At 70.0% G+C, this 25221-nt stretch carries 24 protein-coding genes; 9 read left to right on the forward strand and 15 right to left on the reverse strand.

Annotated features, from left to right (window positions below):
- The coding region (locus VFA06_RS05510) for an aldehyde dehydrogenase family protein (RefSeq protein WP_324839309.1) at window positions 1-718 on the reverse strand (718 nt) is incomplete at its 3' end.
- 385 nt (window positions 719-1103) lie between these two features.
- Here VFA06_RS05510 and VFA06_RS05515 point away from each other — a divergent pair.
- Together VFA06_RS05515 and VFA06_RS05520 are read left to right on the forward strand one after the other, a co-directional pair.
- A complete protein-coding gene (locus VFA06_RS05515) occupies window positions 1104-2768 on the forward strand; it encodes a PucR family transcriptional regulator (protein ID WP_324839310.1) in 1665 nt (554 codons plus the stop codon).
- 161 nt (window positions 2769-2929) lie between these two features.
- Entirely contained in the window at window positions 2930-4207 is a 1278-nt protein-coding gene (locus VFA06_RS05520) for a mannosyltransferase family protein (RefSeq protein WP_324839311.1), read from the forward strand.
- A gap of 23 nt (window positions 4208-4230) precedes the next feature.
- Here VFA06_RS05520 and VFA06_RS05525 read toward each other — a convergent pair whose 3' ends face one another.
- A complete protein-coding gene (locus VFA06_RS05525) occupies window positions 4231-4755 on the reverse strand; it encodes a tetratricopeptide repeat protein (RefSeq protein WP_324839312.1) in 525 nt (174 codons plus the stop codon).
- Window positions 4756-4856: 101 nt separating this feature from the next.
- Window positions 4857-6287 (reverse strand): gamma-aminobutyraldehyde dehydrogenase, encoded by a 1431-nt coding sequence (locus tag VFA06_RS05530; RefSeq protein WP_324839313.1) that lies wholly within the window; start codon window positions 6285-6287, stop codon window positions 4857-4859.
- A 185-nt stretch (window positions 6288-6472) separates the two neighbouring features.
- On the opposite strand from VFA06_RS05530, the gene VFA06_RS05535 reads away from it, so the two are divergent.
- The 5 genes from VFA06_RS05535 to VFA06_RS05555 all read left to right on the forward strand — a co-directional run bounded on the left by VFA06_RS05535 (window position 6473) and on the right by VFA06_RS05555 (window position 11484).
- A complete protein-coding gene (locus VFA06_RS05535) occupies window positions 6473-7042 on the forward strand; it encodes an Lrp/AsnC family transcriptional regulator (RefSeq protein WP_324839314.1) in 570 nt (189 codons plus the stop codon).
- A complete protein-coding gene (locus VFA06_RS05540; protein ID WP_324839315.1) occupies window positions 7039-8415 on the forward strand; it encodes an aspartate aminotransferase family protein in 1377 nt (458 codons plus the stop codon). The genes VFA06_RS05535 and VFA06_RS05540 overlap by 4 nt, the downstream gene beginning before the upstream one ends.
- Window positions 8400-9830 carry an FAD-binding oxidoreductase gene (locus VFA06_RS05545; protein WP_324839316.1) on the forward strand — a complete coding sequence of 477 codons (1431 nt, stop codon included), beginning with the start codon at window positions 8400-8402 and terminating at the stop codon, window positions 9828-9830. Before VFA06_RS05540 ends, VFA06_RS05545 begins: the two co-directional genes overlap by 16 nt.
- Before the next feature lie 164 nt (window positions 9831-9994).
- Window positions 9995-10774, forward strand: coding sequence for an ABC transporter ATP-binding protein (locus tag VFA06_RS05550; RefSeq protein WP_324839317.1), 780 nt, complete (start codon window positions 9995-9997; stop codon window positions 10772-10774).
- Window positions 10771-11484: a hypothetical protein gene (locus tag VFA06_RS05555; RefSeq protein WP_324839318.1), complete on the forward strand. Its 714-nt coding sequence runs from the start codon at window positions 10771-10773 to the stop codon at window positions 11482-11484. Before VFA06_RS05550 ends, VFA06_RS05555 begins: the two co-directional genes overlap by 4 nt.
- On the opposite strand, the gene VFA06_RS05560 is transcribed toward VFA06_RS05555, so the two are convergent.
- From VFA06_RS05560 to VFA06_RS05615, 12 genes are all read right to left on the reverse strand, one after another.
- Window positions 11459-12151, reverse strand: coding sequence for an HAD family hydrolase (locus VFA06_RS05560; protein WP_324839320.1), 693 nt, complete (start codon window positions 12149-12151; stop codon window positions 11459-11461). The genes VFA06_RS05555 and VFA06_RS05560 overlap by 26 nt on opposite strands.
- A gap of 69 nt (window positions 12152-12220) precedes the next feature.
- A complete protein-coding gene (gene rlmN / locus VFA06_RS05565; protein ID WP_324839321.1) occupies window positions 12221-13375 on the reverse strand; it encodes a 23S rRNA (adenine(2503)-C(2))-methyltransferase RlmN in 1155 nt (384 codons plus the stop codon).
- A 69-nt stretch (window positions 13376-13444) separates the two neighbouring features.
- The gene (locus VFA06_RS05570; RefSeq protein WP_414639831.1) at window positions 13445-14422 is read right to left on the reverse strand and encodes a phosphatidate cytidylyltransferase; all 978 of its coding nucleotides are present in this window, start codon (window positions 14420-14422) and stop codon (window positions 13445-13447) included.
- Window positions 14423-14888: 466 nt separating this feature from the next.
- A complete protein-coding gene (gene frr / locus VFA06_RS05575) occupies window positions 14889-15446 on the reverse strand; it encodes a ribosome recycling factor (protein ID WP_324839323.1) in 558 nt (185 codons plus the stop codon).
- A 43-nt stretch (window positions 15447-15489) separates the two neighbouring features.
- The gene (pyrH, locus tag VFA06_RS05580; protein WP_414639830.1) at window positions 15490-16314 is read right to left on the reverse strand and encodes a UMP kinase; all 825 of its coding nucleotides are present in this window, start codon (window positions 16312-16314) and stop codon (window positions 15490-15492) included.
- A 163-nt stretch (window positions 16315-16477) separates the two neighbouring features.
- Window positions 16478-17317, reverse strand: coding sequence for a translation elongation factor Ts (tsf, locus tag VFA06_RS05585; RefSeq protein WP_324839324.1), 840 nt, complete (start codon window positions 17315-17317; stop codon window positions 16478-16480).
- A gap of 704 nt (window positions 17318-18021) precedes the next feature.
- Window positions 18022-18966 (reverse strand): 30S ribosomal protein S2, encoded by a 945-nt coding sequence (gene rpsB / locus VFA06_RS05590; protein WP_324839325.1) that lies wholly within the window; start codon window positions 18964-18966, stop codon window positions 18022-18024.
- A gap of 247 nt (window positions 18967-19213) precedes the next feature.
- Window positions 19214-19549: a M23 family metallopeptidase gene (locus VFA06_RS05595; protein ID WP_324839326.1), complete on the reverse strand. Its 336-nt coding sequence runs from the start codon at window positions 19547-19549 to the stop codon at window positions 19214-19216.
- Between the two features lie 305 nt (window positions 19550-19854).
- Window positions 19855-20445, reverse strand: a complete 591-nt coding sequence (locus tag VFA06_RS05600) for a helix-turn-helix domain-containing protein (RefSeq protein WP_324839327.1) — start codon at window positions 20443-20445, stop codon at window positions 19855-19857.
- Window positions 20446-20571: 126 nt separating this feature from the next.
- On the reverse strand, window positions 20572-21393 hold the full coding sequence (gene whiG / locus VFA06_RS05605) for an RNA polymerase sigma factor WhiG (protein WP_324839328.1): 822 nt from the start codon (window positions 21391-21393) through the stop codon (window positions 20572-20574).
- 278 nt (window positions 21394-21671) lie between these two features.
- Complete coding sequence (gene dprA, locus VFA06_RS05610; protein WP_324839329.1) at window positions 21672-23039, reverse strand: DNA-processing protein DprA; 1368 nt, start codon at window positions 23037-23039, stop codon at window positions 21672-21674.
- A gap of 2 nt (window positions 23040-23041) precedes the next feature.
- On the reverse strand, window positions 23042-24385 hold the full coding sequence (locus VFA06_RS05615; RefSeq protein WP_324839330.1) for a YifB family Mg chelatase-like AAA ATPase: 1344 nt from the start codon (window positions 24383-24385) through the stop codon (window positions 23042-23044).
- A 107-nt stretch (window positions 24386-24492) separates the two neighbouring features.
- On the opposite strand from VFA06_RS05615, the gene VFA06_RS05620 reads away from it, so the two are divergent.
- Entirely contained in the window at window positions 24493-24912 is a 420-nt protein-coding gene (locus VFA06_RS05620; RefSeq protein ID WP_324839331.1) for a hypothetical protein, read from the forward strand.
- Complete coding sequence (locus VFA06_RS05625) at window positions 24909-25199, forward strand: hypothetical protein (RefSeq protein WP_324839332.1); 291 nt, start codon at window positions 24909-24911, stop codon at window positions 25197-25199. The genes VFA06_RS05620 and VFA06_RS05625 overlap by 4 nt, the downstream gene beginning before the upstream one ends.
- Window positions 25200-25221 lie beyond the last annotated feature (22 nt).

Consider the following 25221-nt stretch of genomic DNA (forward strand, 5'->3'; position numbering starts at 1 on the left):
CCGTTTCCGACGCGAGTTGGGCCACTCGCTTCCCCACCGGGGTCGAGCCGGTGAAGGAGACCATGTTCACGTCCGGATGCCCGATCAAGGCCTCGCCGGCGACCGGCCCGGTACCCGTCACCACGTTCACGACCCCGTCCGGGATCCCCGCCTCGGTGCAGGCTTGCGCGAACATCAGGGCCGTCAGCGGGGTGATCTCCGCGGGCTTGAGCACGATCGTGTTGCCCGCCGCGATCGCCGGGAGGATCTTCCAGGCCGCCATCTGCAGCGGGTAGTTCCACGGCGCGATCGAGCCGACGACGCCGATCGCCTCGCGCCGAACCGCCGACGCGTGCTCCGCCGAGTACTCCGCCTGCGCCTTGCCTTCAAGGTGCCGCGCGGCGCCGGCGAAGAACGCCACGTTGTCAATGGTTCCCGGCACGTCGAAGCCCGTGCTGAGCCGGATCGGCTTGCCGGTCTGCGTCGACTCGGTGCGCGCCAGCTCGTCCGAACGCTCCTCCAGCAGCGTCGCGAGCCGCTGCAGCGCCGCCGACCGCTCCCCCGGGGTCGCACCCGACCACTCGGGGAAGGCGCGCCTGGCCGCCCCGACCGCCGCGTTGACCTCGCCCGGGCCGGCGAGGTCGGCGAGGACGACCGTTCGCCCCGTCGCCGGGTCGATGACCGCCTGGGTCTCGCCGCCGCGGGCCCGCTTGAGCCCGCCGCCGAAGTACTGGTGCACGAGAACGCTCCCGGACCCATCCGATCGTGGTCTGCACTGCCTGACTGCTCGCCGCCGGTCGCCGGCCGCCGCGCCGGGGTTCACAACCTGTCGCCCCGGCCCGGCCGGCACCCTCCGCAGGTCACGGAGGCCATAACCGAGGATCGTGACAGACCGCCGCCCCTGGAACAAGGGATTCCGTCGAGGAAATTCGCTCCGGCGACGGAATCTCGTGGAGTCCGTAACCGACTCCGCTCACCTTCGGGCACTTGCCTCCGCCGCGTCCAGGTGTCAGAGTGCATCCCACTGCGGCCTTGACCAGACACTGTGTCCTGCCTCAGGTAACCGGCTCGTGAAGGCCGGCTCACCCGCTCGCCGTCCCGTCCGCCCGCGAAGGCAGCCTCCGATGCCCGACGATTCCGTTATCCATCCCGGCTTCCCGACCGTCGCCGAAGTGCTCGCGCTCGACGCCGTGCGGGCGGGCAATCCGCGCGTCGTCGCGGGCGCGGCCGGGCTGGATCGCCGGGTGCGGTGGGTGCACGTGACCGAGCTGACCGACGTGCGCGAGATCCTGCGCGGCGGTGAGCTGGTGCTCTCCACCGCGATCGCCTGGCCGGACGACCGCGAGGCGCTGGCCCGCTTCGTCGCCGATCTGGCCGCCTTGGGCGCGGCCGGACTCGTCGTCGAGCTGGGCCGCCGCTATCCCGAGGCGCCGCCGAAGCCGCTGCTGCTGGCCGCCGAGAAGCACCGGCTTCCGGTGATCACGCTCGGCCGCGATACACGTTTCGTCACGATCACGGAGGCCGTGCACGCGCGGATCATCGACACGCAGCTGGCGGAGCTGCGCGCCTCGGAAGAGGTTCACCAGACCTTTACCGAGCTGGCGGTCGAGGGCGCGGAGCCGGGCGAGGTGGTGCGGCAGATCGCCAAGATGGCGGACCATCCGGTGGTGCTGGAGAACCTGGCGCACCAGGTGCTGGTCTACGACGCGACCGGCTCGACGGACGAGGCGCTGCTCGACGGCTGGGAGGGAAGGTCGCGTGCGGTGCGTCCGGCGTCCCGCACCGCCTACGACGAGCGCTCCGGCTGGCTGACCACGGTGGTCGGGGCGCGCGGCCAGGACTGGGGCCGCCTGGTCATCGTGTGCGACGGCGTCCCGGCCCCCGCCCCGACGCGGCTCACCATGCTCGCCGAGCGGGGCGCCGCGACGCTCGCCCTCAACCGGTTGATGCAGCGGGACCGCGAGTCGTTGGAACGCCAGACCCACCGGACGCTGCTGACCGCGATCCTCAACCACGACCACTCGGCGGCCGAAGTGGCCCTTCGCGCACGGGCGATCGGCGTCGGCCTCGACGGCAAGCGGCTCGTCGGCATCGTGCTGCGCCTGCGCGGCTCCTCGCAGACCTCCTCCATTCAGGGCGCCACCATCGAGAACCAGGCGCGCCTGCGGGAGCTGACGGACCAGGCGGCCGCGGCAGTGCGCGAGAAGCGCCTGTCCGCGCTGATCGGCTCGGTGGACGAGCATTCCGTCGGCCTGCTGCTCGCCCTGGGCCCGCAGGACCGTGAGGACACGGCGCTCGGCGCGTTCGCGACCACGGTCCGCCGCCTGGCCGGCCCGGACGGCGGCGAGTTCGCGATCGCGGTGGGCACCAGTGTCGGGGCGGTCCGCGACGCGCGCCGATCGCTGCTCGAAGCGGTGCAGGTGGCGGATGCCGCGATCCGGCAGGTAGGCGGCCCGCCCTACCACCGGCTCGTGGACGTGCGGCTCAGGGGTCTGCTCCACCTGCTCAGGGATGACGCGAGACTTCAGACGTACGTGGAGCGCGAGCTCGGCCCGCTGCTCGCGTACGACACGGAGCGCGGCACGAACCTGGTCGCGATGCTCGGCATATATCTGGATCAGGGCCGCAACAAGAGCGCGGCAGCCGACGCCGCCCACTTGTCGCGCCCGAGCTTCTACGAGCGGCTGCACCGGATCGAGCGCGTACTCGGCGTCGACCTCGATTCGGTGGAATCCTGCCTGTCGCTGCACGTCGCTCTGCTCGCCCTCGACGCGGTGCGCGACCGCTGACGCTTCCGAAGCGTCATGCAAGATACATCGACGCGATCTAACGCAGCGCGGCCACCTGAGCGGATGCTGCCTGAAAGGGCGGTTTCGGCCACTGGCCGTGACTAATCCGCCCTCTGATCTCTACGCTGCGCTCAGGTTGTGAGCCGTACGGGGAGGAAGTCATGCTCGACCGCTCCATCGCGCCGCCTCCCGAGGAGGCGCAGCCGACCGTGGTTGCGCGGGGGCAGGCCGCAGCGATCGAGACGGCATCGCCGAGCGCCGTCGGGACCGAGGCTGAGGTCGCGACCGGAGCCGCCGCGGACGCGTCAGGCGGCGCGCCGCACTGGCCGGCTCGTCTCCTGCGGTGGACCCGCCTGGATCGGCTCAGCCGCACCGACCGGGCCGCGATCGGCGTGGTGCTCGGCGCGCACGCGGCGCTCGCGATCGTCGTGTACTGCTCCGCGTGGATCCAGGGGGCGAACAACAGCCACCTCCCGCTGACCCGCGGCTACCAGCAATGGGACGCGAACCTCTACGTCAACTACGCGCAGCACGGCCTGTTCTCCGGCGCCTCCGTCCCGAACAACGCGGCGTTTCTGCCCGGCTACCCGCTCCTGCTCGCCGCGGTGCACCTGTTCGTGCGCAACTGGCTCGACTCGGCGCTGCTGCTCTCCCTCGTCGCGGGGTGCGTCGCCGCGGTGCTGCTCAATCGGATGGCGGGCAGCAACCGGGCCGCGTTGTTCCTGTTCACCGCTCCGGCCGCGGTCTTCCTCTCCGTTCCCTACAGCGAGTCGCTGTTCCTGGCCTTCGCGATCGGAGCCTGGTACGCGGCGCAGCGCGGCGACTGGCCCATCGCCTCGCTGCTGGCCGGGCTCTCCGGCCTGACCAGGATCGACGGCCTCGCCCTGATCCAGGCGCTGGTCCTGTTCGCGCTCCTGCGCGCCGAGCGGGGCCGCCGCCTGAGCTCGGCCCTGATCGCGGCGGCCGCCCTCGTCGGGCCGTTCATGTACCTGCTGTATCTGCGCCGCGCGACCGGCAGTTGGAGCGCCTGGCAGGAGGCCAACCGCAAGGGCTGGAACCTGTGGATGGACTGGCCCTGGATCGCGCTGCGCAACACCTGGCGCGGCGCGTACGAGTACGGCGACGGATCGGGCGCCTACGCGTGGTCCTTCCAGCTGGAGCTGGTGTGCACGATCGCGGCGGCCGTGCTCGTCCTCGTGCTGCTGGCGCGGCGCGAGTGGCCCGAGGCGACCTATTGCGCGCTGGTGCTCGCCAGCATGGTGTTCGTCAACATGCAGCAGGCGGCCGATCGCGGGCTGCTGCTCTGCTTCCCGCTCTATCTGCTGTTCGCCCGCGCCGCAGAACGCCGAGCGTGGATCGGGAACGCCTATGTGTGGCTCTGCGCACCGGTCGCCCTCGTCGCGGCGTTCCTGTACTCCGCCGGCATCTGGTCGAACTGAGCGCGGGCCAAGCGGCCGGGCCCTTACTCCTCTTCGTCGTCCGGTTCGACGAGGAGGCGCGCGTAGTTGCCGAGCGAGCGCTGATAGCGCGGCAGGTGCGGGGCCAGCGCGCGCAGGGCGAGGGACAGGGCCTCCCGCTCGCGGCCGACATCGGCCAGCGCGAGGGCGAGGAATCCGCGGACCGCGTCGTCGAGGTGGTCCGAGCCCGCTTCCATCTCCTCGGTCAGCAGCTTGACGCTCTCCTCGACGCGGCCGAGGTTGCGCAGCGAACTGGCCATCTGGATCACCGCGCGGCGCCGGCGCTCCCCGGTCAGCCCCTGGTCGAGGGCCTGCCGGTAGAGCGGAACGGCCAGGTCCGAGTGGCCGGTCGAGTCGAATGCGGCCGCGCGCTCGAAGAGGCCGACCGCGCTGCCGTCTGGCAGCTCGGCGACGAGGCCGTCGATCAGCGCGCGGAAGTCTTCTTCGGGATGCGCATCGATCGAGGCCCACGCCTGCGCGGCCCGCTGTTCCCAGGCCGCGTCCGGCGCACTTTTCTGATGATCATTCATCGCGACAGCATAGATCACGGGCCGCGGCGGGTTCGGGGAGCTTCCCGCCGGGCCCGCAGCCTTCGCGGCGGGGGCCCGGCGGAACGCGTCGTGCGGGAATTTCAGCCGATGTTGGACATGACGTGCTTGACGCGCGTGTAGTCTTCGAACCCATACATCGACAGGTCTTTACCGTAGCCCGAGTGGCCGAAGCCGCCGTGCGGCATCTCCGCCACCAGCGGAATGTGCGTGTTGATCCACACACAGCCGAAGTCCAGGTCGCGGGAGCAGCGCAGCGCCCTGGCGTGGTCCTTGGTCCACACCGAGGAGGCCAGGCCGTACTGGACGCCGTTGGCGTATTCGAGGGCCTCTTCCTCGCTGCCGAACTTCTGCACCGTGATCACCGGGCCGAAGACCTCGTCCTGGATGATCTCGTCGTCCTGGTTGAGCCCGGAGACCACCGTCGGCGCGTAGAAGTACCCGCGGTCGCCGACCCGGTGGCCGCCGGTGTGCAGCGTCGCGTGCTGCGGCAGCCGCTCGATGAAGCCGTGCACCCGCGCCAGCTGGTTGGCGTTGTTGAGCGGACCGTAGAGCACGTCCTCGTCGTCGGGCAGTCCGGTCTTGGTGCCGGCGGCCGCCTCCGTGAGCGCCCTGACGAACTCGTCGTGGATCGACTCGTGCACCAGCACCCGCGTGGCGGCGGTGCAGTCCTGGCCGGCGTTGAAGTATCCGGCCACCGAGATGCCCTCGACCGCGGCCGGGATGTCGGCGTCTTCGAAGACGATGACCGGCGCCTTGCCGCCGAGCTCCAGGTGCACCCGCTTGAGGTCGGTGGCCGCGGTCTGCGCCACCTCGATGCCGGCCCGGACCGAGCCGGTGATCGAGGCCATCGCCGGGATCGGGTGCTCGACCAGCGCGCGGCCGGTGTCACGGTCGCCGCACACCACGTTGAAGACGCCCGGCGGCAGGAACTCCTGCGCGACCTCGGCCAGCAGCAGCGTGGACATCGGCGTGGTGTCGGAGGGCTTGAGGACCACCGTGTTGCCCGCCGCGATCGCCGGGGCGATCTTCCAGACCGCCATGAGCAGCGGGTAGTTCCACGGCGTCACCTGCGCGCAGACCCCGACCGGCTCGCGGCGGATGGTGGAGGTGTGGTCGGCCAGGTACTCGCTGGTCGCCCGGCCCTCGAGCAGCCGCGCCGCGCCGGCGAAGAAGCGCAGCTGATCCACGACCGGGACCAGTTCCTCACCCTCGGTCAGGCCCAGCGGCTTGCCGGTGTTCTGCGACTCGACGGCGGCGAACTCGGACGCCCGCGCCTCGACCGCGTCGGCCAGCTTGAGCAGCGCCTTCTGCCGCTCGGCGGGGGTCACCCGCCGCCACTGGCGGAACGCCTCCGCGGCGACCTTCAGCGCCGCGTCGACGTCCGCGGGGCCGGACAGCGGCGCGTGCGCGATCACCTCCTCGGTGACCGGGTCGATGATCGGACTGGTTCGCCCTTCGGCCGTGTCGACCGGCTTCCCGCCGACGATGTTGCGAAGCACGCGCGGCTCCATTGCGGACTCTCCTCGGTGATCCTTGTGGGGACGAGGGGGCAAGAACCCACCTGCGGCCAGCCTAGCCCGATCCGCGCCGCCGGGCGATACTTGAAAACTGGAAAGGCGAGGGAATCAGTGACGAAGAGCGCCCTGAAACACGAATTCCATTGGTTGAGGCTTGCCAAGCGACGGGATCTGCACCCATGATGAACAAGGTGCCGAGCGGACACGACCCGGAGAGCCACGACCCGAGGAGCCACGAGCCCGCGGCGAGCGGCCATCCGGGCGCCCGAGCCGACGCCCCGCGCCGGCGCCGCGCCCAGCAGGCGGCGCTCGACGACCTTTCGAAAGCCATCATCGAGCAGCTCCAGCAGGACGGACGCCGGGCGTACGCCACCATAGGCAAGGCCGTGGGCCTGTCCGAGGCGGCGGTGCGCCAGCGGGTGCAGAAGCTCCAGGAGTCCGGGGTCATCCAGATCGTCGCGGTGACCGATCCGCTGACCGTCGGCTTCAACCGGGAGGCGATGATCGGCATCCGGTGCGAGGGTGATCTCGATCCGGTGGCCGAGGCGCTGACCGCGATGCCCGAGGTCTCGTACGTGGTGGCCACCGCCGGCTCCTTCGACCTGCTGGTCGAGGTGGTGGCCGAGGACGACGACCAGCTGCTGGAGATCATCAACAAGGGCATCCGGGCCATCCCGCAAGTGCGCAGCACCGAGAGCTTCGTCTACCTCAAGCTGCATAAACAGACATACACCTGGGGAACGAGATGAGCACCAGCCAGTCCGCAGCCTACGACCATCTGTGGATGCACTTCACCCGCATGTCCTCGTACAAGGACGCGCCGGTCCCGACGATCGTGCGCGGTGAAGGCGTCTACATCTACGACTCCGAAGGCCGCCGCTACCTCGACGGCCTGGCCGGGCTGTTCGTCGTGCAGGCCGGGCACGGCCGCACCGAGCTGGCTGAGGCCGCGTACAAGCAGGCGCAGGACCTGGCCTTCTTCCCGATCTGGTCCTACGCGCACCCCAAGGCGGTGGAGCTGGCCGAGCGGCTGGCCGGCTACGCCCCGGGCGACCTGAACAAGGTCTTCTTCACCACCGGCGGCGGCGAGGCCGTGGAGACCGCGTGGAAGCTGGCCAAGCAGTACTTCAAGCTGACCGGCAAGCCCACCAAGTACAAGGTCATCTCCCGCGCGATCGCGTACCACGGCACCCCGCAGGGCGCGCTGTCGATCACCGGCCTGCCCGCGCTTAAGGCGCCGTTCGAGCCGCTGGTGCCCGGCGCGCACAAGGTGCCGAACACGAACTTCTACCGCGCCGCCGAGATCTCCGGCATCGAGGCGCTCGGCGAGGACCCGGAGGCGTTCGGCCGCTGGGCGGCGGACCGGATCGAGCAGCAGATCCTGTTCGAGGGTCCCGACACGGTGGCCGCGGTCGTGCTCGAGCCGGTGCAGAACGCGGGAGGCTGCTTCCCGCCGCCGCCCGGATACTTCCAGCGGGTGCGCGAGATCTGCGACAAGTACGACGTGCTGCTCGTCTCCGACGAGGTGATCTGCGCCTTCGGCCGGCTGGGCACCATGTTCGCCTGCGACAAGTTCGGCTACGTACCGGACATGATCACCTGCGCGAAGGGCATGACCTCCGGCTACTCCCCGATCGGCGCCTGCATCATCTCGGACCGGCTGGCGGCGCCCTTCTACGAGGCCGACAACACCTTCCTGCACGGCTACACCTTCGGCGGGCACCCGGTCTCCGCGGCCGTGGCGCTGGCGAACCTGGACATCTTCGAGCGCGAGGGCCTGACCCAGCACGTGCTGGACAGCGAGGGCGCGTTCCTCTCCACCCTGCAGCGCCTGCACGACCTGCCGATCGTGGGCGACGTGCGCGGCAACGGCTTCTTCTACGGCATCGAGCTGGTCAAGGACAAGGCGACCAAGGAGACGCTGACCGACGAGGAGTGCGAGCGGGTGCTCTACGGCTACCTGTCCAAGGCGCTGTTCGAGAACGGCCTGTACTGCCGGGCCGACGACCGCGGCGACCCGGTCGTGCAGCTGTCCCCGCCGCTGGTCTCGGACCAGGGCACCTTCGACGAGATCGAGCAGATCCTGCGCACGGTGCTCACCGAGGCATGGACCCGGCTCTGACGCCGGCGCCGGCCCCGACTCCCGGCTTATCGGCACCGGCGACGCCGTCCTTCTGGCACGACTCGCTGCCGGAGCCGATCAAGCCGCGGCCGTCGCTGCCCGCTGATACGGCGGTGGACGTCGCGATCGTCGGGGCCGGTTACACCGGTCTGTGGACGGCTTACTACCTGAAGAAGGCCGAGCCCTCCGCGCGCATCGCCGTGCTGGAGGCCAACTACGCGGGCTTCGGCGCGTCGGGACGCAACGGCGGCTGGTGCTCGGCCATCTTCCCGTCGAGCCTGACGAAGGTCGCGAAGGTGGCTCGGTCACGCGAGGCGGCCATCGCGTTGCAGCGGGCGCTGAACGAGACCGTCGACGAGGTCGGTCGCGTCGTCGCCGCCGAGGGCATCGACTGCCACTACGCCAAGGGCGGTACGGTCGTGCTCGCCCGCAGCGCGGTGCAGCTGGAGCGGGCGCGGGAGGAGGTCTCCGAGAGCCGGGAATTCGGGTTCGGCGAAGCGGATTTGCAGCTGCTGACCCCGCTGGAGGCGCAGCAGCACGCGAACGCGACCGGTGTGCTCGGCGGCACGTACACGCCGCATTGCGCCGCGATCCACCCGGCGCGGCTCGTGCGCGGCCTCGCCGAGGTCGTAGAGCGGCTGGGCGTGCCGATCTACGAGCAGACACCGGTCACGGCGATCCGCGACGGCGTGGTGACGACGACGCTCGGAACGGTTCGCGCAGAAACCGTCGTGCGCGCGACCGAGGGTTACACGCCGAGCATTCGCGGCTTCAAGCGGACCTTCGCGCCGGTGTACTCGCTGATGTTGGTCACCGAGCCGCTACCTGCGGAGACGTGGGAGCAGATCGGGCTGGCGCAGCGTCAGACGTTCGCCGACTACCGGCACCTGATCATCTACGGACAGCGCACGGTGGACGGCCGGTTCGCGTTCGGTGGTCGCGGTGCGCCCTATCACTTCGGTTCGTCGATCAGGCCGGAGTACGAGCGCGAGCCGCAGGTGCACGCGGAGCTGAAGCGCGTGCTCGGTGAGCTCTTCCCGGTGCTGCGGGATGTTGCGGTAACGCGCACCTGGGGCGGAGTACTGGGCGTGCCACGGGACTGGTTCGCGTCGGTAGGCATCGATCGCGCCCGGAAGCTGGCCTGGGCCGGTGGCTACGTGGGCGACGGCGTCGGCGCGTCGAATCTGGCCGGGCGCACCCTCGCCGATCTGCTCCGCGGCGAGCACGGCGTCGCCACGGACCTGACCTGGCTGCCCTGGGTCGGCCACCGCTCGCGGCAGTGGGAGGCCGAACCGCTGCGCTGGCTTGGCACGAACCTCGGGTTGCGCGTCATGAGCAGTGCCGACGCGGAGGAGGCGCGTACCGGGCGTCCCTCGCGCCGCGCGGCGTTGTTCGGGCCCTTCATCGGCCACTGAGTGCGGCTGCTGAAGGGGACCTGGTACCGAATCAGCCGGCGTAAACGTCGATTCATCCGAACAGCTGCGCAGATGGGCTCAATCAACACCCGACGACTCGTCAGATTGGATGAATCGGCGCGGGTTGCCGCCATCGGCCCCGCCGGGTCGGGGAGAGTAGGCGCGTGAGCCTTCCTTCCGACAATCCGGTACTGGACGCCCGCGGCCTGGTGTTCCCAGCCGACGGGTCGGTCCTGAACCAGGTCGGCCTGGCGGTCGGCGAGGGGGAGACGGTAGCGGTCCTCGGCCCGCAGGGCGCCGGGAAGTCCGCGCTCAAGGCCTGCCTGTGCGGTGAGACGGCGCCGTCCGCGGGGACCGTGTGGACCAACGGCAAGCCGTTCCATCTGCTGGCCGCGGAGCAGCGGCGCGCGTTCCGGCTGCGGCACTACGGATTGGTGCACCAGGATCCGGTGTTCTTTCCCGAGCTGACGCTGGGACAGTTCGCCGCGCTGCCGCTGCGTTTCGCCGCGGTGGGCGAGCGTGAGGCGACGCAACGGGCACTGACCTGGCTCGCGCGCTTCGAGATCGCGGACGCGGCCGACCAGCGGCCCGGCGAACTGCCGTCCGAGGTGCTGCGGCGCGCGGCTCTGGCCCGGGCGATGGTGAACGATCCGCTGGTGTTGTTCGCCGACGAGCCGTTCGTCGGCTTGTCGGACGAGAGCATCAGCACCGCAAGTCGGATCCTGCGTTCAGTCGCTCGCTCGCATGGCACGGCCGTGGTCGTGTTCACTCGGGACGCGGACACTGCTGCGCGGTGCGAGCGGACGGTGCACCTCGTCGGCGGACGTACACACGCCGAACCGGTACCGATAGCGGTCGTGCCTGCTGCGAAGCCTGGCGATGTACCGCACCGCGCACACGCAACTTCGCAATCGCTCACGAGCCCGGCGAAGGTCAGCAGATGAGCGGCGACTTATCCGAATATCGGCTCGCCCGCAGCGGCTCCGCGACTGACGGCGGCGTTGCGGCCACAGTCGACACCTTCTTCCAACCACGCGAGCCGGCCTGGTTCAGGGCGCGGCTGACGCTGCGGCTCGCCGTGCCGCTCGACCGCGGCGTGCGGGCTGCCGCGTGGCGGGTCGCCTGGTCAGCCGCGCTGGTGGCGCCGCCGATCACGGTGATGCTGATCGCCCCGGCCCGCCGCCTCACCGCCAGTACGCTGATCGGACTTCTCTGCTGCGCGCTGCCCGGCGCCGCCGCGCTCATCTGGTCCGCCTCGGCTCAGCGCGAGCTGCGGCGGTCCACCGCCCGGGGCTTGCGGCAGGCGGGAGCCGAGCACCGCACCGCGTGGCTGATCGCGACCGGCCGCCTCGCGCTGTTCGCCGGGGCGGGCGCGCTCGCCGGCTCGGTCAGCATCACGCTGCTGCACGCTCCGATCGGCGACCTGCTGTCGCCTCGGGCGCCGCTGCACGGGATGTTCGGTGCGGGGGCGCTGACCTGGCTGGTCGCGGTCCTGCAAACGGCGGCGCTCGCGGTGGCCGGAGCGCTGACGGCCAGTTCTCCGGTGTGGCAGCGCGTGGACCTGACCCGGCTCAATCCGCTGCCCGAGGGCTGGCGTCAGGGCGCGCGCGCGAAGGCCGAGCGCTGGCTTACTGGGCTGCGCCGGGCCCGCTAACCCCGCTTTCGGCCAGCAGCGTGACCGCCTCGCTGAGCGTGTCCACCACAGGCACACCGACCTTCTCCAGCACGGAGCGGCTGGAGGAACCGCCGGTGTACAACACGGCCTGCGCGCCGACGTGGAAGGCCGCGTAGGCGTCGTCAGCGCAGTCGCCGATCAGGGCGACCTGATCCGGGGTCAGCTCCGGGTCCTGAGCGCGCAGATGCTCCAGGTGCTTGACGAGGTACTTGGCCTTCGGCCCGAAGTCGAGCTCGGCAGGGCGGCCGTCGATCCGGTGGAAACGGCCGTGCAACTCAAGATCCCGGGTCAGCCGCAGCAGATCCTCGTGGCCGAACATGGACAGCAGCGACTGCGAACGCGGCGACCAAGCATCCATCGCGGCCAGCGCGTCCTCGCTCAGGCCGCACTCACGCACCCGCGAGAGGTAGTACTCGGCGAACGCGGCATCGAGCACCGGCCATTGCGCCGCCGCCACCGGGAACCCGATGAGCGCGGCGTAGAAGTCCTCCATCGGCCGCTGGTAGAGCTCCTTGTAGCGGTCGTTGGTGATGTGCCGGTCCACGCCGATCGCGGCCAGCGAGGCGTTCGTCGCCGCCAGGACGAGATCCTGGTCGTCGAAGAGCGTGCCGTTCCAGTCCCAGACGATGTGCTTGATCTTGCTCATAGCTCCCGGCCCCGCCACACCCTGGTCACCCGATCAAGATAGCGGCCACTGCCGACAACCCTCACAGCTTTACGCCTCTACGGCCGCCAGCTGCCCACACGCCCCGTCGATCTCGCGGCCGCGGGTGTCGCGCACCGTCACCGGCACTCCGTACGCCTCGAGCGTGCGCACGAACGCGTCCTCATCCTCGGGACGCGACGCGGTCCACTTCGAGCCCGGCGTCGGGTTAAGCGGGATGAGGTTCACGTGCGCCAACTTGCCGCGCAGCCGCTTGCCCAGCAGGTCGGCGCGCCAGACCTGGTCGTTGATGTCGCGGATCAGCGCGTACTCGATCGACACGCGGCGCTTGGTGGTGTGCGCGTAATCCCAGGCCGCGCCGAGTACCTCGCCGACCCGCCAGCGCGTGTTGACCGGGACCAGCTCGTCACGCAGGTCGTCGTCGGGGGCGTGCAGCGAGACCGCGAGGGTCACGTTCAGCTGCTCGGCGGTCAGTTTCTCGATCGCTGGGACGAGTCCGACCGTGGAGACGGTGATGTGACGCTGCGACAGCCCGAGGCCATCCGGCACAGGGTCAGTAAGCCGGCGCACCGCACCGATGACCGCGTTGTAGTTCGCGAGCGGCTCCCCCATGCCCATGAACACGACATTGGCGACTCGGCCCGGCCCACCCGGCACCTCGCCGCGGGCCAGTTCCCGCGCGCCCGCGACGACCTGCTCGACGATCTCCGCCGTCGACAGGTTGCGGGTCAGCCCGGCCTGGCCGGTGGCGCAGAAGGGGCAGTTCATACCGCACCCGGCCTGCGAGGAGACGCACATGGTCACCCGGTCCGGATAGCGCATGAGCACGGACTCGACCAGCGCGCCGTCGTGCATCCGCCACAGCGTCTTGCGGGTCGTGCCGCTGTCACAGGTGATCTCACGCACCGAGGTCATCAAGCGGGGGAACAGCGCGGCATACAGGGTCTCGCGCTGGGCCGCCGGCACGTCGGTCCACTCGGCGGGGTCGTCGACCAGCCGACCGAAGTAGTGCTTGGACAGCTGCGCGGCGCGGAATCCCGGCAGCCCCGACTTGGTCACCGCGTCCTTGCGCTCGGCCAGGGTGAGATCGGCCAGGTGGCGCGGCGGCTTGCCCCGGCGCGGCGCCTCGAAGAGGAGTTGGCCGGGTTCGAGGCGCGTGCTGGCGGGCGGCGTGCTCGTGGGGGCGGGCAGATCCTGCGTGCTCATGATCTGCCCATTGTCCCATGGACGGACTATCACCTCCGTCCACTCGTTCGGCCGCTAGCGGCGAGGCGGCTACTTCACCGGCACAAAGAGCGACAACAGCAGCCACGCCACCGGCGCCGTAGGCAGCAGCGAATCCAGCCGGTCCATGATGCCGCCGTGTCCGGGCAGCAGATTGCCCATGTCCTTGATGCCGAGGTCGCGCTTGATCATCGACTCGCACAGGTCGCCGAGCGTCGCGCTGGCTACCACGGCGACGCCGGTCACCGCCCCCTGCCAGGCCTGTCCCTGCAGCATCGTGACCATCGTTATCGCGCCCGCGGCCCCAGCGGTGACGACAGACCCGACAAGCCCTTCCCAGGACTTCTTCGGCGAGATCGATGGAGCCATCGGATGGCGCCCGGCCAGCACCCCGGTCGCGTAGCCGCCGGTGTCGTTGCAGACCACCAGGATGAGGAACACCAGCACGCGCTGCGCCCCGTGGTCGGCAGCAGTCATCAGCAGGGCGAATCCGGCGAGGAACGGCACGTAAACGGCGGCGAATACGCCAGCGCTCGCGTCGCGCAGATACCCCTCGGCCGGCTCGGTCAGCCGCCACACGACGACGGCCACGGTGGTCAGCGCCAGCGCGGCGGCCAGCGCGCCCTCGCCGCGGTAGTAGGCCACCACGAGCATGCCCAAGCCGCCCACGGCGACCGGCAGGATCGGGAACCTTATGCCGCGCTCCTGAAAGGCGGTCGAAAGCTCCCGCACGCCGAGCATGGCGGCTGCGGCGACGATGGCGAGGAAGGCGGGCTTGAACAGCAGCAGCGAGGAGACGATCGCGGCGCCGAGGAGCAGCCCGACTCCGATCGCCGCGGGAAGGTTTCGCCCGGCGCGGCTCGGCCGGCCGGGAGGCGCCACGGGCTGCTCCCTCCGCTTCACGGCGCTGGTCATCTGCGCGGCCTTTCCCCGGACTGCGATCCTCTTGTCAGCGGACGACGGTACCGGATCGAGGCCGACGGGGGCGCGGCGGCCCCGATCGCCCGGTCGCGGCCTGCCCACCGACAGCGTTTCACGCGGAACGAAGCCGGAGCGCCCCTCCGCACGACGAACACAGTCTCATGGTGAACGCAGCCGCACGATCAGACAAACGCTCCGGGCCTCCGCAGCGTAAAAAGACGCGAGAAGAAGTTCGCATCGCCGCCACCATCTCACGTCTCGCCACGTACGCACCGACGGCACGGCATCCGCTCACGACCCCGAACCGCCCAACGGACACCCGCACAGGCACGGTCCTCGCATCACCAGCGATCTCGGCGTGGCTCGGCGTCGCGGCGCATGCCTGCACGCGCGCCAGCCGTACCACGCCGCCTAGCCGGTCGGTCCCATCGCCGGTCATCCAGCCTCGGCCGCTCCACCCCTGCCGCCACCAATCGCGCGGTGAGTTTGGCAGGCCGGCTTCGGCTCGGCTGGCCGGCCGACTCCGGCACGGCCGACCGGCCAACTCCTGCTCCGCTGGCCGGCCGACTCCGGCTCAGACCTCCAGCAGCTCGTTTTCCTTGTGCTTGAGCGCCTCGTCGATCTGTCCGGTGTGCTTCGCGGTGAAGCCGTCGAGCTCCTTCTCCGCGCGCTTGCCCTCGTCCTCGCCGACCTCGCCGTCCTTGATCAGCTTGTCGATGGCTTCCTTCGCGTGCCGGCGGATGTTTCGCACCGACACCTTGGCGTCCTCGGCCTTGCTGCGGGCCACCTTGATGTACTCCTTACGCCGCTCCTCGGTCAGCTGCGGGAAGACCACCCGGATGACGTTGCCGTCGTTGGTCGGGTTCACTCCCAGGTCCGAGTCACGGATCGCCTTCTCGACCGCGGCCAGCGAGCTCTTGTCGTACGGCGTGATCACAGCCATGCGCGCCTCGGGCGCCTGAATCGAGGCGAGCTGGGTCACCGGCGTCGGCGTGCCGTAGTAGTCCACGTGGATCTTGCTGAACATGCCGGGGGTGGCCCGGCCGGTGCGGATGCCTGCGAAGTCCTCCTTGGCCACCGACACGGCCTTGTCCATCTTTTCCTCGGCCTCGAGGAGGGTCTCGTCGATCACTTCACGGCTCCTTGTTTCCGCCAGGACGTCTCAGTGAGACAAACTACTGCGCAACCGCGCCGTCTTCACGGCTGACCAGCGTACCGATCTTCGCGCCGGACACCGCGCGGGCGATGTTTCCATCGAAGAGCCCGAACACCACGATCGGCATGCCGTTGTCCATGCACAGGGAGACCGCGGTGGAGTCCGCGACCTTCAACCCGCGATTGAGCAGCTCACGGTGCGTCATCGTGTCGAACCTGACCGCGTCCGGGTTCGACTTCGGGTCGGCGTCGTAGATGCCGTCGACGCCCTGCTTCGCCATCAGCACCACCTCGGCGCCGATCTCCAGCGCACGCTGGGCGGCGGTCGTGTCGGTGGTGAAATACGGCATACCGGCGCCAGCACCGAAAATGACCACTCGGCCCTTTTCCAGATGCCGGATCGCCTTGCGGGGAATGTAGGGCTCGGCGACCTGGGCCATGGTGATGGCGGTCTGCACTCGGGTATCGACGCCCTGCTTCTCCAAGAAGTCTTGAAGCGCCAGGCAGTTCATCACTGTGCCCAGCATGCCCATGTAGTCGCCGCGGGCCTGCTCCATGCCGCGGTTCTTCAGTTCGGCGCCGCGGAAGAAGTTGCCTCCCCCGACCACGATCGCGACTTGGGTGCCGGTCTGCCGGATCGCCTGCGCGATCTCCCGGGCGATGGACTGCACGACGTCCGGGTCGACGCCCACCTTCCCGCCGCCGAACACCTCGCCGGACAGCTTCAGCACGACCCGGCTGTACCGGCCGCGCTCCCCCGGATGCGCGGCGAAGGCCGCAGCCGGGTCGGTCTCTTGCTGGATACCAGCCACGACTGCGGCCTCCTCTTGCTCACTGTGGGGCATGTCGGCGCACGACCCTACCGATCAGCCGCATCGTATGGTGCGGTACCGACGAACCGTCCGCGTGCAGTCCGGTGCGGCGGCGGCGCGCCGTGGCCGTTCGACGGGCCACGGCGCGAATCCGCGCACCGGACGAAGCGTCAGACGCCAAACGTCACGCGTCGGATCAAGCGCCGACGCGGAAGCGCGCGAACGCCTGGAGCGTGACGCCGGCCTCGTTCAACACCTGCTGCACGGTCTTCTTCGGGTCCTTGGCGAACGCCTGCTCCAGCACGACGTTCTCCTTGAAGAAGCCGTTGACCCGGCCCTCGACGATCTTCGGCAAGGCGGCCTCGGGCTTGCCCTCCTCGCGGGAGGTCTCCTCGGCCAGGCGCCGCTCGTTCTCGACGACCTCGGCCGGGACCTGCTCGCGGCTCAGGTACTTCGGCGCAAAGGCGGCGATGTGCTGCGCGACGTCCTTGGCGGTCTCGGCGCTCGGCTTGTCCAGCTGCACCAGCACGCCGACCTGCGCGGGCAGGTCGGGCGAGGTCTTGTGCAGGTAAGCGGCGACGTAGCCGCCCTCGAAGGAGGCGAAGCGGCGCAGCTCGATCTTCTCGCCGAGGGTGGCGTTCGCCTCGTCGACGAACTCCTGCACGGTCTTGCCGCTGGACGGGAAGGTGGAGGCGAGCAGCGCCGGCACCTCGGCCGGGCCGGTGGCCGCGGCGTGCGCCAGCAGCTCGGCGGCGACCTGCTGGAACCGCTCGCCCTTTGCGACGAAGTCGGTCTCGCAGTTCAGCTCGAGCAGGGTGCCCTTGCTGTTGTCGTCCGCGATCTGGGCGGTGACCAGGCCGTTGCTGGCCGAGCGGCCCTCGCGCTTGGTGACGCCCTTGAGGCCCTTGACGCGCAGGTACTCGACGGCCTTGTCGAAGTCGCCGTCGGTCTCCTCCAGCGCCTTCTTGCAGTCCATCATCCCCGCGGCGGTCAGCTCGCGCAGCCGCTTGACGTCGGCGGTGGTGTAGTTCGCCATGCTGCTTGTCCCTCGGTCGACGCCCGCGCCTGGCCGCCTGGGTCGGCGGTCCGCCGCGGGCTGGTTGTTGTGTGGTGGTCTGGTTTCGGACGCTGGTTCTTCGGCGCGCCGTGGAACAGCGCGCGTTAACGCGGCATTCCCGCGTACCCGTCTGTCGACGGCGCTCCCGGCTCCAACGCCGCCGGTTTGGCGGACTCGCTGTCGACTGCCAGTTGGCGGACCGGTTGCGGACCGCCAGCTTGCCGGCGGACTACGGATCGGCTGCTGACCGGCGGTTCGGCGGACGCTGCGGCCACCGGTTTGCCGGGCCAGCTACGGGCCGCCGGTTGGCGGACCAGCCGCGCACCGCTGGCTTGCCGGACCGGCGGGCCGACCGCCGACCGCCAGTTTCGCGGACCGACCGCCGACCGCCAGTTTCGCGGACCGACTGGGAGCCGACGGTTGCCATGTGGCTGCAGATCGGCGAACCGACAATGAACCACGGTCAGCCCAGGCGGCGCTCCAGCGGCATCGGCTGCCATTCCGGTGCGCTTGGCGCGGCTTCGCGAATCCGCTCGAGACCTGCCGCCTGGTCCCGCTTCCCACCACCGCCAGTCGGCTTGGGGCCGACCGGCATCGGTGGCAGGGCGCGGGACCTCGGCGGATCGATCGGATCGCTCAGCCTGCGGCCAGGCGGTCCGGCCTGGCAGCCGGACCGGACTTGCTCACGCCTGAGCGGCGTCCGCGGCGTCGCCGTCCTCGGCGGCCGGGGCCGCAGCCGACTCGACCGCCGGAGCAGCGTCGGCAGCCGGAGTGGCCTCGGCCGGGGTCTCAGCCCGCGCGGCCGGGGCCTCGGTCTGGGCAGTCGGAGCCTGCCCGGCGTTCTCGCCGGCCAGCAGCTCCTGCTCCCAGGCCGCGAGCGGCTCGCCGGAGCCGACCTCGGTGGTCGCGGCGCCATCGCTGGCGGCCGCGGCGGCGCCGGACCGGGCGATCAGGCCCTCGGCCACGGCGTCGGCGACCACCCGGGTGAGCAGCGCGACCGAGCGGATCGCGTCGTCGTTGCCGGGGATCTTGTAGTCGACCTCATCCGGGTCGCAGTTGGTGTCCAGGATCGCCACCACCGGGATGCGCAGCTTGCGCGCCTCGCCGACGGCGATGTGCTCCTTCTTGGTGTCCACGATCCACACCGCGGACGGGACCTTCTGCATGTCCCGAATGCCGCCGAGGGTGCGCTCGAGCTTGTCCTTCTCGCGGCGCAGGACCAGCAGTTCCTTCTTCGTCATGCCGGAGCCGGCCACGTCGTCGAAGTCGATCTCCTCCAGCTCCTTGAGGCGCTGAAGCCGCTTGTGCACGGTGGAGAAGTTGGTGAGCATGCCGCCGAGCCAACGCTGGTTGACGTAGGGCATGCCGACTCGGGTCGCCTGCTCGGAGACGGCCTCTTGGGCCTGCTTCTTGGTGCCGACGAACAGGACCGTGCCGCCGTGCGCGACCGTCGCCTTGATGAACTCGTAGGCGCGGTCGATGTACGACAGCGACTGCTGCAGGTCGATGATGTAGATGCCGTTGCGCTCGGTGAAGATGTAGCGCTTCATCTTCGGGTTCCAGCGCCGGGTCTGGTGCCCGAAGTGCACGCCGCTCTCCAGGAGCTGGCGCATGGTGACGACGGCCATGGCCGTGTCCTCCTCGATCTCGTCCGGTTCTCGCGCGCGGCCGGGTCGGCCGCGCTCCTGGTGTCCGGACGGACCGCCGTGCCACCTGCGCCGCGGGAGGCGGGTACAGGGGACCGGATGGCTGTCGCGTCGGGCGACCGCTGGTTCTGGCGAACCGGCGGGCGTCCCGTTTCCGGACACGCGAAGTCGATCCGCTATAGCGGACCGCGAGCCAAGTTTACCTGCTCCGCGCAGCCCCGCCGGTCAGTTATCCGGGTGGTGGCCGAACGGGTTCGAGTCGAAGGTGCGCAAAGCCGAGGAGCAGCAGCGGATCGTAGTAGCGCACACCGTGTCCGTGGCCGGTGAGCAGGCCCCAATGCAGACAAGGCGCGCTCGCGCAGTGCCCGGGATCTAAGGTGCCGATCGGTGCGCCAGCGGTCACTACATCACCTACGTGCACCGAGGGCGTCACCGGTTCGTAGCTTGTGCGCAGCAGGCCGTGTGAGACGACTACGACGCCCTGCCCGAACAGGGTGCCGGCGAAGGAGACGGTTCCCGGCCCGGCGGCGAGAACCTGCGTGGCGTCGGACGCGGCAAGATCCACGCCCCGATGCCCGCTCAACCAGCGCAGCGCTGGAGGCTTGAACGGTCGCACTACCCGTGGCGGGGAGCCGCCGCTTCCGACCAACGGCCATCGCCAGACCGAGCTGGTGCGCGGCTGTGGCGATGGGGTGGCGGCGCGGGCGCTCGACGAAAATAAACCCGCTGAAGCACTGGAGAGCATGAGGGCGAACAACATAAGGATCTTCATGTGTCCAGTTTCGAACACACGCGCCACCGGAATCCGACTTTCCGGGCAAGTTGTGGATAACTCTGCGAACAGCCTCAAACCTGTGCTGTAGTGAACGGCTATCGTGCGCGGCGTTGTCCTCGGACGCCGAACAGTACGAGTGTCAGCGCGCTCTCGATCAAGGCGGCGGGGTCGGCTCCGGCGTCGATGCGCTTGGCCGCGCCGTCTACCGCGCCTTGCAGAACCGCCGCCGTTGCGCGTGGGTCCGGGTGCCCAAGTCGCCGCAGCGCACCTACCACCAGATCGACGAGCATGCCGTGCGCCGCGCGGATCCGCTCCCTGGCGGGCCCATCGAGTTCGAGTACGGAGAGGGCGAGCAGGCCGCGGTGACCAGGCTGCGCCACCAGCTCCAGCTGGCGTCGCACATAGGCCGCGATCTGCCGTTCCGGCGTCGGCTGCGCCAACATCACGCCTCTGATGTCGGCGACCGCGGCCGGGAAATCCTCGACGGCCAGTGCCTCCACGACGTCGGCCCGAGACTTGAAGTACTCGTATACCGAGGAGCGCGCCAACCCGGCCCGCTCGGCCAGGGCGGCGAAGGTGAGCGCGGCCATCCCGCCGTCGGCGAGCAGATCCCTGGCCGCGTCCAGGAGTGCCGTGCGCTGCATTGTGCGATGCTCGGCGACGGTCGGAGCCTTGATCCTGGGCACGACTCCAGACTAGTCGAGCCGGTCCTTCGCCGGAGGCCGTTGCGCGCGGTTCGTGAATGGTCGGACGTTCGAACACTCGGACGCGGGAACGATCCGCCGTCCGCGGGCGCGTCGAGCCCGGGAGTGTTAACGCAATTCGGCCAGCCGTGTGCGCAGCGTCAGCACTGCCTTGGCGTGGATCTGGCAGACCCGGCTCTCGGTGACGCCGAGCACCCCGCCGATCTCCGCGAGCGTCATGCCCTCGAAGTAGTAGAGGGTCACCACGGTCTTCTCGCGGTCGGGCAGCGTGTTGACGGCGCGCGCGAGCAGATGGCGCGTCTCGCGGTTCTCGTAGGTCTCAACCGGGTCGTCCGCGCTCAGGTCCTCAAGTGTCTCCACCAGACTGAGCCGGTCGCCGTCGCCGGTCGACAGGGTCAGAACCTCGTCGAGAGCCAGCACATTGACGAGCGAGAGGCGCGAGAAGATGTGGTGCAGCTCGGCGAGGGTGATACCCATCTCGTCGGCGATCTGCCGCTCGGTGGGTGTGCGGCCGAGCCGGTGCTCAAGCCGCACTGAGGCCTGCTCGATCTCGCGGGCCTTCTGCCGCAGCGAGCGAGGGATCCAGTCGAGTGCGCGCAGCTCGTCGATGATCGCGCCGCGAATGCGGTTGATCGCGTAGGTCTCGAACTTGATCGAGCGGTCCGGCTCGAAGCGCTCGATCGCGTCGATCAGGCCGAAGATGCCGTAGGAGACGAAGTCCGCCTGATCCACGGTGCCGGACAGGCCGACCGAGACTCGTCCCGCGACGTACTTGACCAGCGGTGAGTAATGCAGGATCAGCCGCTCGCGTAGCCGCTGGTCACCGGTGGCCTTGAACTCAGCCCACAGGGCATCAAGGGCTGCCGGCGGTCTGGCGGCCGCGTCGGACTCGTCGAAGACGGTCTCATGGACCTGGCTGTTCCTGGGCATCACTCGCCTTGATCCACTCAACCACGCGATCCTTCTCAAGCCGGCGATCCTGCGGAAGCACAGCCTCGGCCGCAAGCCGAGCGTAGCGTAACCGCAACGATCTCCACGGTAACCGCATGCGAGCCCGCTCGATCAGGTGAGGCACGCCGGGATGTGCTTCAGGCACAGAGCGCTAGATCAAGCGGTCACCACTGGGAGACGCGCGCGCAGCCCTCCTGACGTCGGCGTTTAGCCAACTGCGCCGGCCTTACGACGACCTGACCACGGCTGCCCTGACATCAGCGTTTGATCGACAGCATCCAGCCCCCACCCGCCTTGACTGCACGACCGCAGGCCGCGAGTCTGCCCAGCGCGGCGAACACGGCATCAGGGCCGACGCCTGTGGCGCGAGCGAGCGCGAAGACGTCAGCGCCGGCGTCCGCGGTCGCACTCGGTAGCGCTTCGAGCAGCAACTCTTCGATCGGATCTGCGGGCTCGGCGGGCCGGACCGATTGCGTAGGCGCCCGGCGCGCGGTTCGAATTCGCTGGCCTGGGATCGCAGTCGCCGCTCCCGGACCACACAACTCACGGGAGGCCGCGGTCAGGCTCGCACAGGCTTCGCGAACCTGTGACGCCTGCGTGACGAGCGTGGCGCCGTCGCGGACCAGCTCGTGCGCGCCCGCGGACTGATCGGAGGTCACCGGTCCGGGCACTGCCATCACGACCCGTCCGAGTTCTGCCGCTAGCCGTGCGGTAACTAGTGAGCCGCTGCGGTGCGCCGCCTCGACCACTACAGTGCCGACGCCGAGTGCGGCGATGATGCGGTTGCGATGCAAGAACCTGAATCGGGTTGGCGCGGCGCCGGGAGGGAGTTCGGAGAGCACGGCTCCGTGCTCGGCAATCGCACGCAGCAGCGCTTCGTGGGCACGCGGATAGGCCCGGTCGATTCCGCAGGCAAGCACCGCGATGGTCGGGCCGCCGACCGCGAGCGCTCCCCTGTGCGCCGCAGCGTCGATGCCGAGAGCTGCCCCGGAAACCACGGTCATTCCAGCTGATGCCAAATCCGCACCGAGCGCCCCCGCGACGTACGAGCCGTAACCGGTGCAAGCGCGCGCCCCGACGATCGACAGCATCTCGGCAGTCGGCAAGGGCGCGCTTCGCTCAGCGTCAGTCGGTGATGAGTTGCGCCCCTGGTCCTGGTGCTGGGTCTGTACCTGGTCGCTGTCATGCCCGGAGGCCGGATTCGGGTGCTCGTAAGACTGGTCGCCCCAAGAGCCGATGGCCCAGATGCCGATCGGGCGTTGCTGACCCAGATCGTCCAGCCGCACCGGCCAATCGCTGTCGGATGGCGTCACAAACCGGGCGAAGACCGCGTCGGCGGCAGCGATACCGGCCTCGACTCGTCCGGGTTCGAGTCTGAGCCGCAGGCCGGTGGAGCGGTCAGCCAGCCGATCGTGGCGACTCGGGTCGGGATCGAGGTCGGGCAGCTGATCCGTGCGGATCGCTGCTAGCACTTCCACCGGAGAGTGAAGTTCAAGCAGGCGGCCGATCTGCGGGTCGGCCGGCTCGACGGCGTGGTTGAGCGCGAGCCGAGCGAGTCGGTCGGCTTCGACGGCCGATTCGGACGGCGCACTGCGCGGCGAGACGAGATCTTGAGTGACAGACATGATCAGCACCCGGAGGCGAGCGCGATGGAGCCGAGGCGGAAACCGAGCGCCGTATCGACGGCAACGCGGTCCGGCCGATCCGCGCCAGCGAGATCCGCCACTGTCCACGCGACGCGGATTACCCGGTCGAGCCCGCGCGCGCTGAGCGTGCCCGCGCGTAGTGCTCGCTCCGCGGTGGCGAGGGCATCGATGGCTAGCGGCCAGCGGTTCCGCAGCACCTGGCCGGGCACCTGTGCGTTGCACTGCCATGGCGTGTCCGCGAGTCGGCGCACCGCACGCTCCCTCGCCTCCGCTACCCGCTGCGCGACGACGGCCGTGCTTTCGCCGCCTTGACCTCCGCTGGCCGCATCAAGCAGCTCGCCGGGACCGACCGGAGTGACGTCGACGCGCAGATCGATGCGGTCGAGCAGCGGTCCGGAGATGCGCGAGAGGTAAGCGATCCGTTGCCGCGGCGCGCACGTGCAGGCCGCGAGCGCACTGCCAGCACGTCCGCAGGGACACGGATTCGCCGCGCCGACGAGCAAGAAGCTCGCCGGAAACCGCGCGATGCCGCTGGCTCGTGCGATGGCAACCTCGCCCGACTCGATGGGCTCGCGGAGCGCGTCCAATGCGGTACGGCTGAACTCCGGCATCTCATCGAGGAAGAGCACGCCGCGGTGCGCACGGCTCACCGCACCGGGGCGCACGGTTCCGGAGCCGCCGCCGACCATTGAGGCGACCGTCGCGGAGTGGTGGATCGTGCAGAACGGCGGCCGGGTGATCAGCGGTCTGTCGGGTGGAAGCGTGCCGCTGAGCGAGTGGATCGCGGAGACCTCAAGCGCGGCCTCGTTGTCGAGCGGCGGCAGAATCCCGGGGAGCCGCTTAGCGAGCATCGTCTTCCCGGCGCCCGGCGTACCGCAGAGGAAAAGGTGGTGACCGCCGGCTGCGCTCAGTTCGAGGGCCTTGCGCGCCTCGTACTGCCCGACGACCTCGGAGAGATCGGGTTCGAACTGCGGCTCCTCGATCGGAGGGCCGTCGCTCGGCAGGTCCTGCGCACTGGCCGGAACGAGTCCGGGCGGCTCACCGGGTATGGGCTCGCCGTTGGCGAGAGCGACTAGTTGTCGCAGTGACCGCAGCCCGGTCACCTCAACGCCGGTCACTTGGGCGGCCTCAGCTGCATTCGCCTCGGCGACGAAGACCGGCCCATGTCCGGCGCGGGCCGCCGCGATGACGCACGGGAGCACACCGCGGATCGGCTTCACGCGACCGTCCAGGCCCAGTTCCGCGAGAAAGACCGCGTCGTGCAGCTTCGTCTGACGGATGGCTCCGGTCGCGCGCAGAACTGCGAAGGCGATGGCGAGTACCAATGATCGCTTGAGACGCTGTTAGGGATCCGCTGAAAACAGCGGCCCCCACCGGCGTTGGCGCGCTGATGAGGGCCTAGATCCCAACCCTCTCGCGAAGGGCGTGGACCATGTCCGCCATTCTTCCGCTCGACCCGTCCGCCGTCACCTGCGAGCCCCAGGCCGCCGAGACCGGACGCACCGAGCAGCACTCCCCCCGCTTCAGCGCCGCCCAGCTGGCCGAGGTCGAGGCCCGCTACGCGCAGCTGCTCGCCACCGATGCGCCCGGCGAGTTCGCGCTGTCCGAGCCGACCGTGACCACCATCGGCACGCCGGGCATGGACCAGATCGAGGCCGAGACCGAGATCGCGATGCTCGGCGCGCCCGGTGGCCGCCAGTTCCTGCTGACCCTGCGCCTCGGCTCCGAGGTGCTGGAGCTGACCCCCAGCAAGGCCCGTGAGGCCGCCGAGGCGCTGTGCGGCGTCGTCGCCGGCCTCATCCACCTGGCCGCCGACGCCGAGGCGCTGGCCGCGATCGAGGCCCAGCGGTGAGCAAGCCCGCTGTGCACGGCCCGTACGGCACCGAGGCGCAGGCCCGCGCGGACGTGGACGCCCTCCACGCCCGCGCGGCGGCCGCGGGTGAGAGCGACATGCGCCGCGCCCAGGTGCGCGCGCTGCTGGGCACCCTGCACCGCCTCGGCGTGCGCGCCGGCACCTTCGACCAGCTGATTCTCGCCTCGCTCGGCCAGTGGGAGCCGACGACCACGGTTGTCATGCTCGGCCTGGTCGAGCGCGCACACGCCGCCGGACGCAAGGCGGCACGGGAGGACACGCGATGAAGAGCACTGAGAACGAGCGGCG

Source organism: Actinocrinis sp. (assembly GCF_035653575.1).
In the GTDB taxonomy this organism is placed as follows: Bacteria; Actinomycetota; Actinomycetes; order Streptomycetales; family Catenulisporaceae; genus Actinocrinis.

Bases quoted from the DNA above. Each gene is read 5' to 3' on its own strand.
- VFA06_RS05515 (WP_324839310.1), top strand. From the start codon at position 1,104: ATGCCCGACGATTCCGTTATCCATCCCGGCTTCCCGACCGTCGCCGAA.
- VFA06_RS05520 (WP_324839311.1), top strand. From the start codon at position 2,930: ATGCTCGACCGCTCCATCGCGCCGCCTCCCGAGGAGGCGCAGCCGACC.
- VFA06_RS05525 (WP_324839312.1), bottom strand. From the start codon at position 4,755: ATGAATGATCATCAGAAAAGTGCGCCGGACGCGGCCTGGGAACAGCGG.
- VFA06_RS05530 (WP_324839313.1), bottom strand. From the start codon at position 6,287: ATGGAGCCGCGCGTGCTTCGCAACATCGTCGGCGGGAAGCCGGTCGAC.
- VFA06_RS05535 (WP_324839314.1), top strand. From the start codon at position 6,473: ATGATGAACAAGGTGCCGAGCGGACACGACCCGGAGAGCCACGACCCG.
- VFA06_RS05540 (WP_324839315.1), top strand. From the start codon at position 7,039: ATGAGCACCAGCCAGTCCGCAGCCTACGACCATCTGTGGATGCACTTC.
- VFA06_RS05545 (WP_324839316.1), top strand. From the start codon at position 8,400: ATGGACCCGGCTCTGACGCCGGCGCCGGCCCCGACTCCCGGCTTATCG.
- VFA06_RS05555 (WP_324839318.1), top strand. From the start codon at position 10,771: ATGAGCGGCGACTTATCCGAATATCGGCTCGCCCGCAGCGGCTCCGCG.
- VFA06_RS05560 (WP_324839320.1), bottom strand. From the start codon at position 12,151: ATGAGCAAGATCAAGCACATCGTCTGGGACTGGAACGGCACGCTCTTC.
- rlmN (WP_324839321.1), bottom strand. From the start codon at position 13,375: ATGAGCACGCAGGATCTGCCCGCCCCCACGAGCACGCCGCCCGCCAGC.
- pyrH (WP_414639830.1), bottom strand. From the start codon at position 16,314: ATGCCCCACAGTGAGCAAGAGGAGGCCGCAGTCGTGGCTGGTATCCAG.
- tsf (WP_324839324.1), bottom strand. From the start codon at position 17,317: ATGGCGAACTACACCACCGCCGACGTCAAGCGGCTGCGCGAGCTGACC.
- rpsB (WP_324839325.1), bottom strand. From the start codon at position 18,966: ATGGCCGTCGTCACCATGCGCCAGCTCCTGGAGAGCGGCGTGCACTTC.
- whiG (WP_324839328.1), bottom strand. From the start codon at position 21,393: ATGCCCAGGAACAGCCAGGTCCATGAGACCGTCTTCGACGAGTCCGAC.
- dprA (WP_324839329.1), bottom strand. From the start codon at position 23,039: ATGTCTGTCACTCAAGATCTCGTCTCGCCGCGCAGTGCGCCGTCCGAA.
- VFA06_RS05620 (WP_324839331.1), top strand. From the start codon at position 24,493: ATGTCCGCCATTCTTCCGCTCGACCCGTCCGCCGTCACCTGCGAGCCC.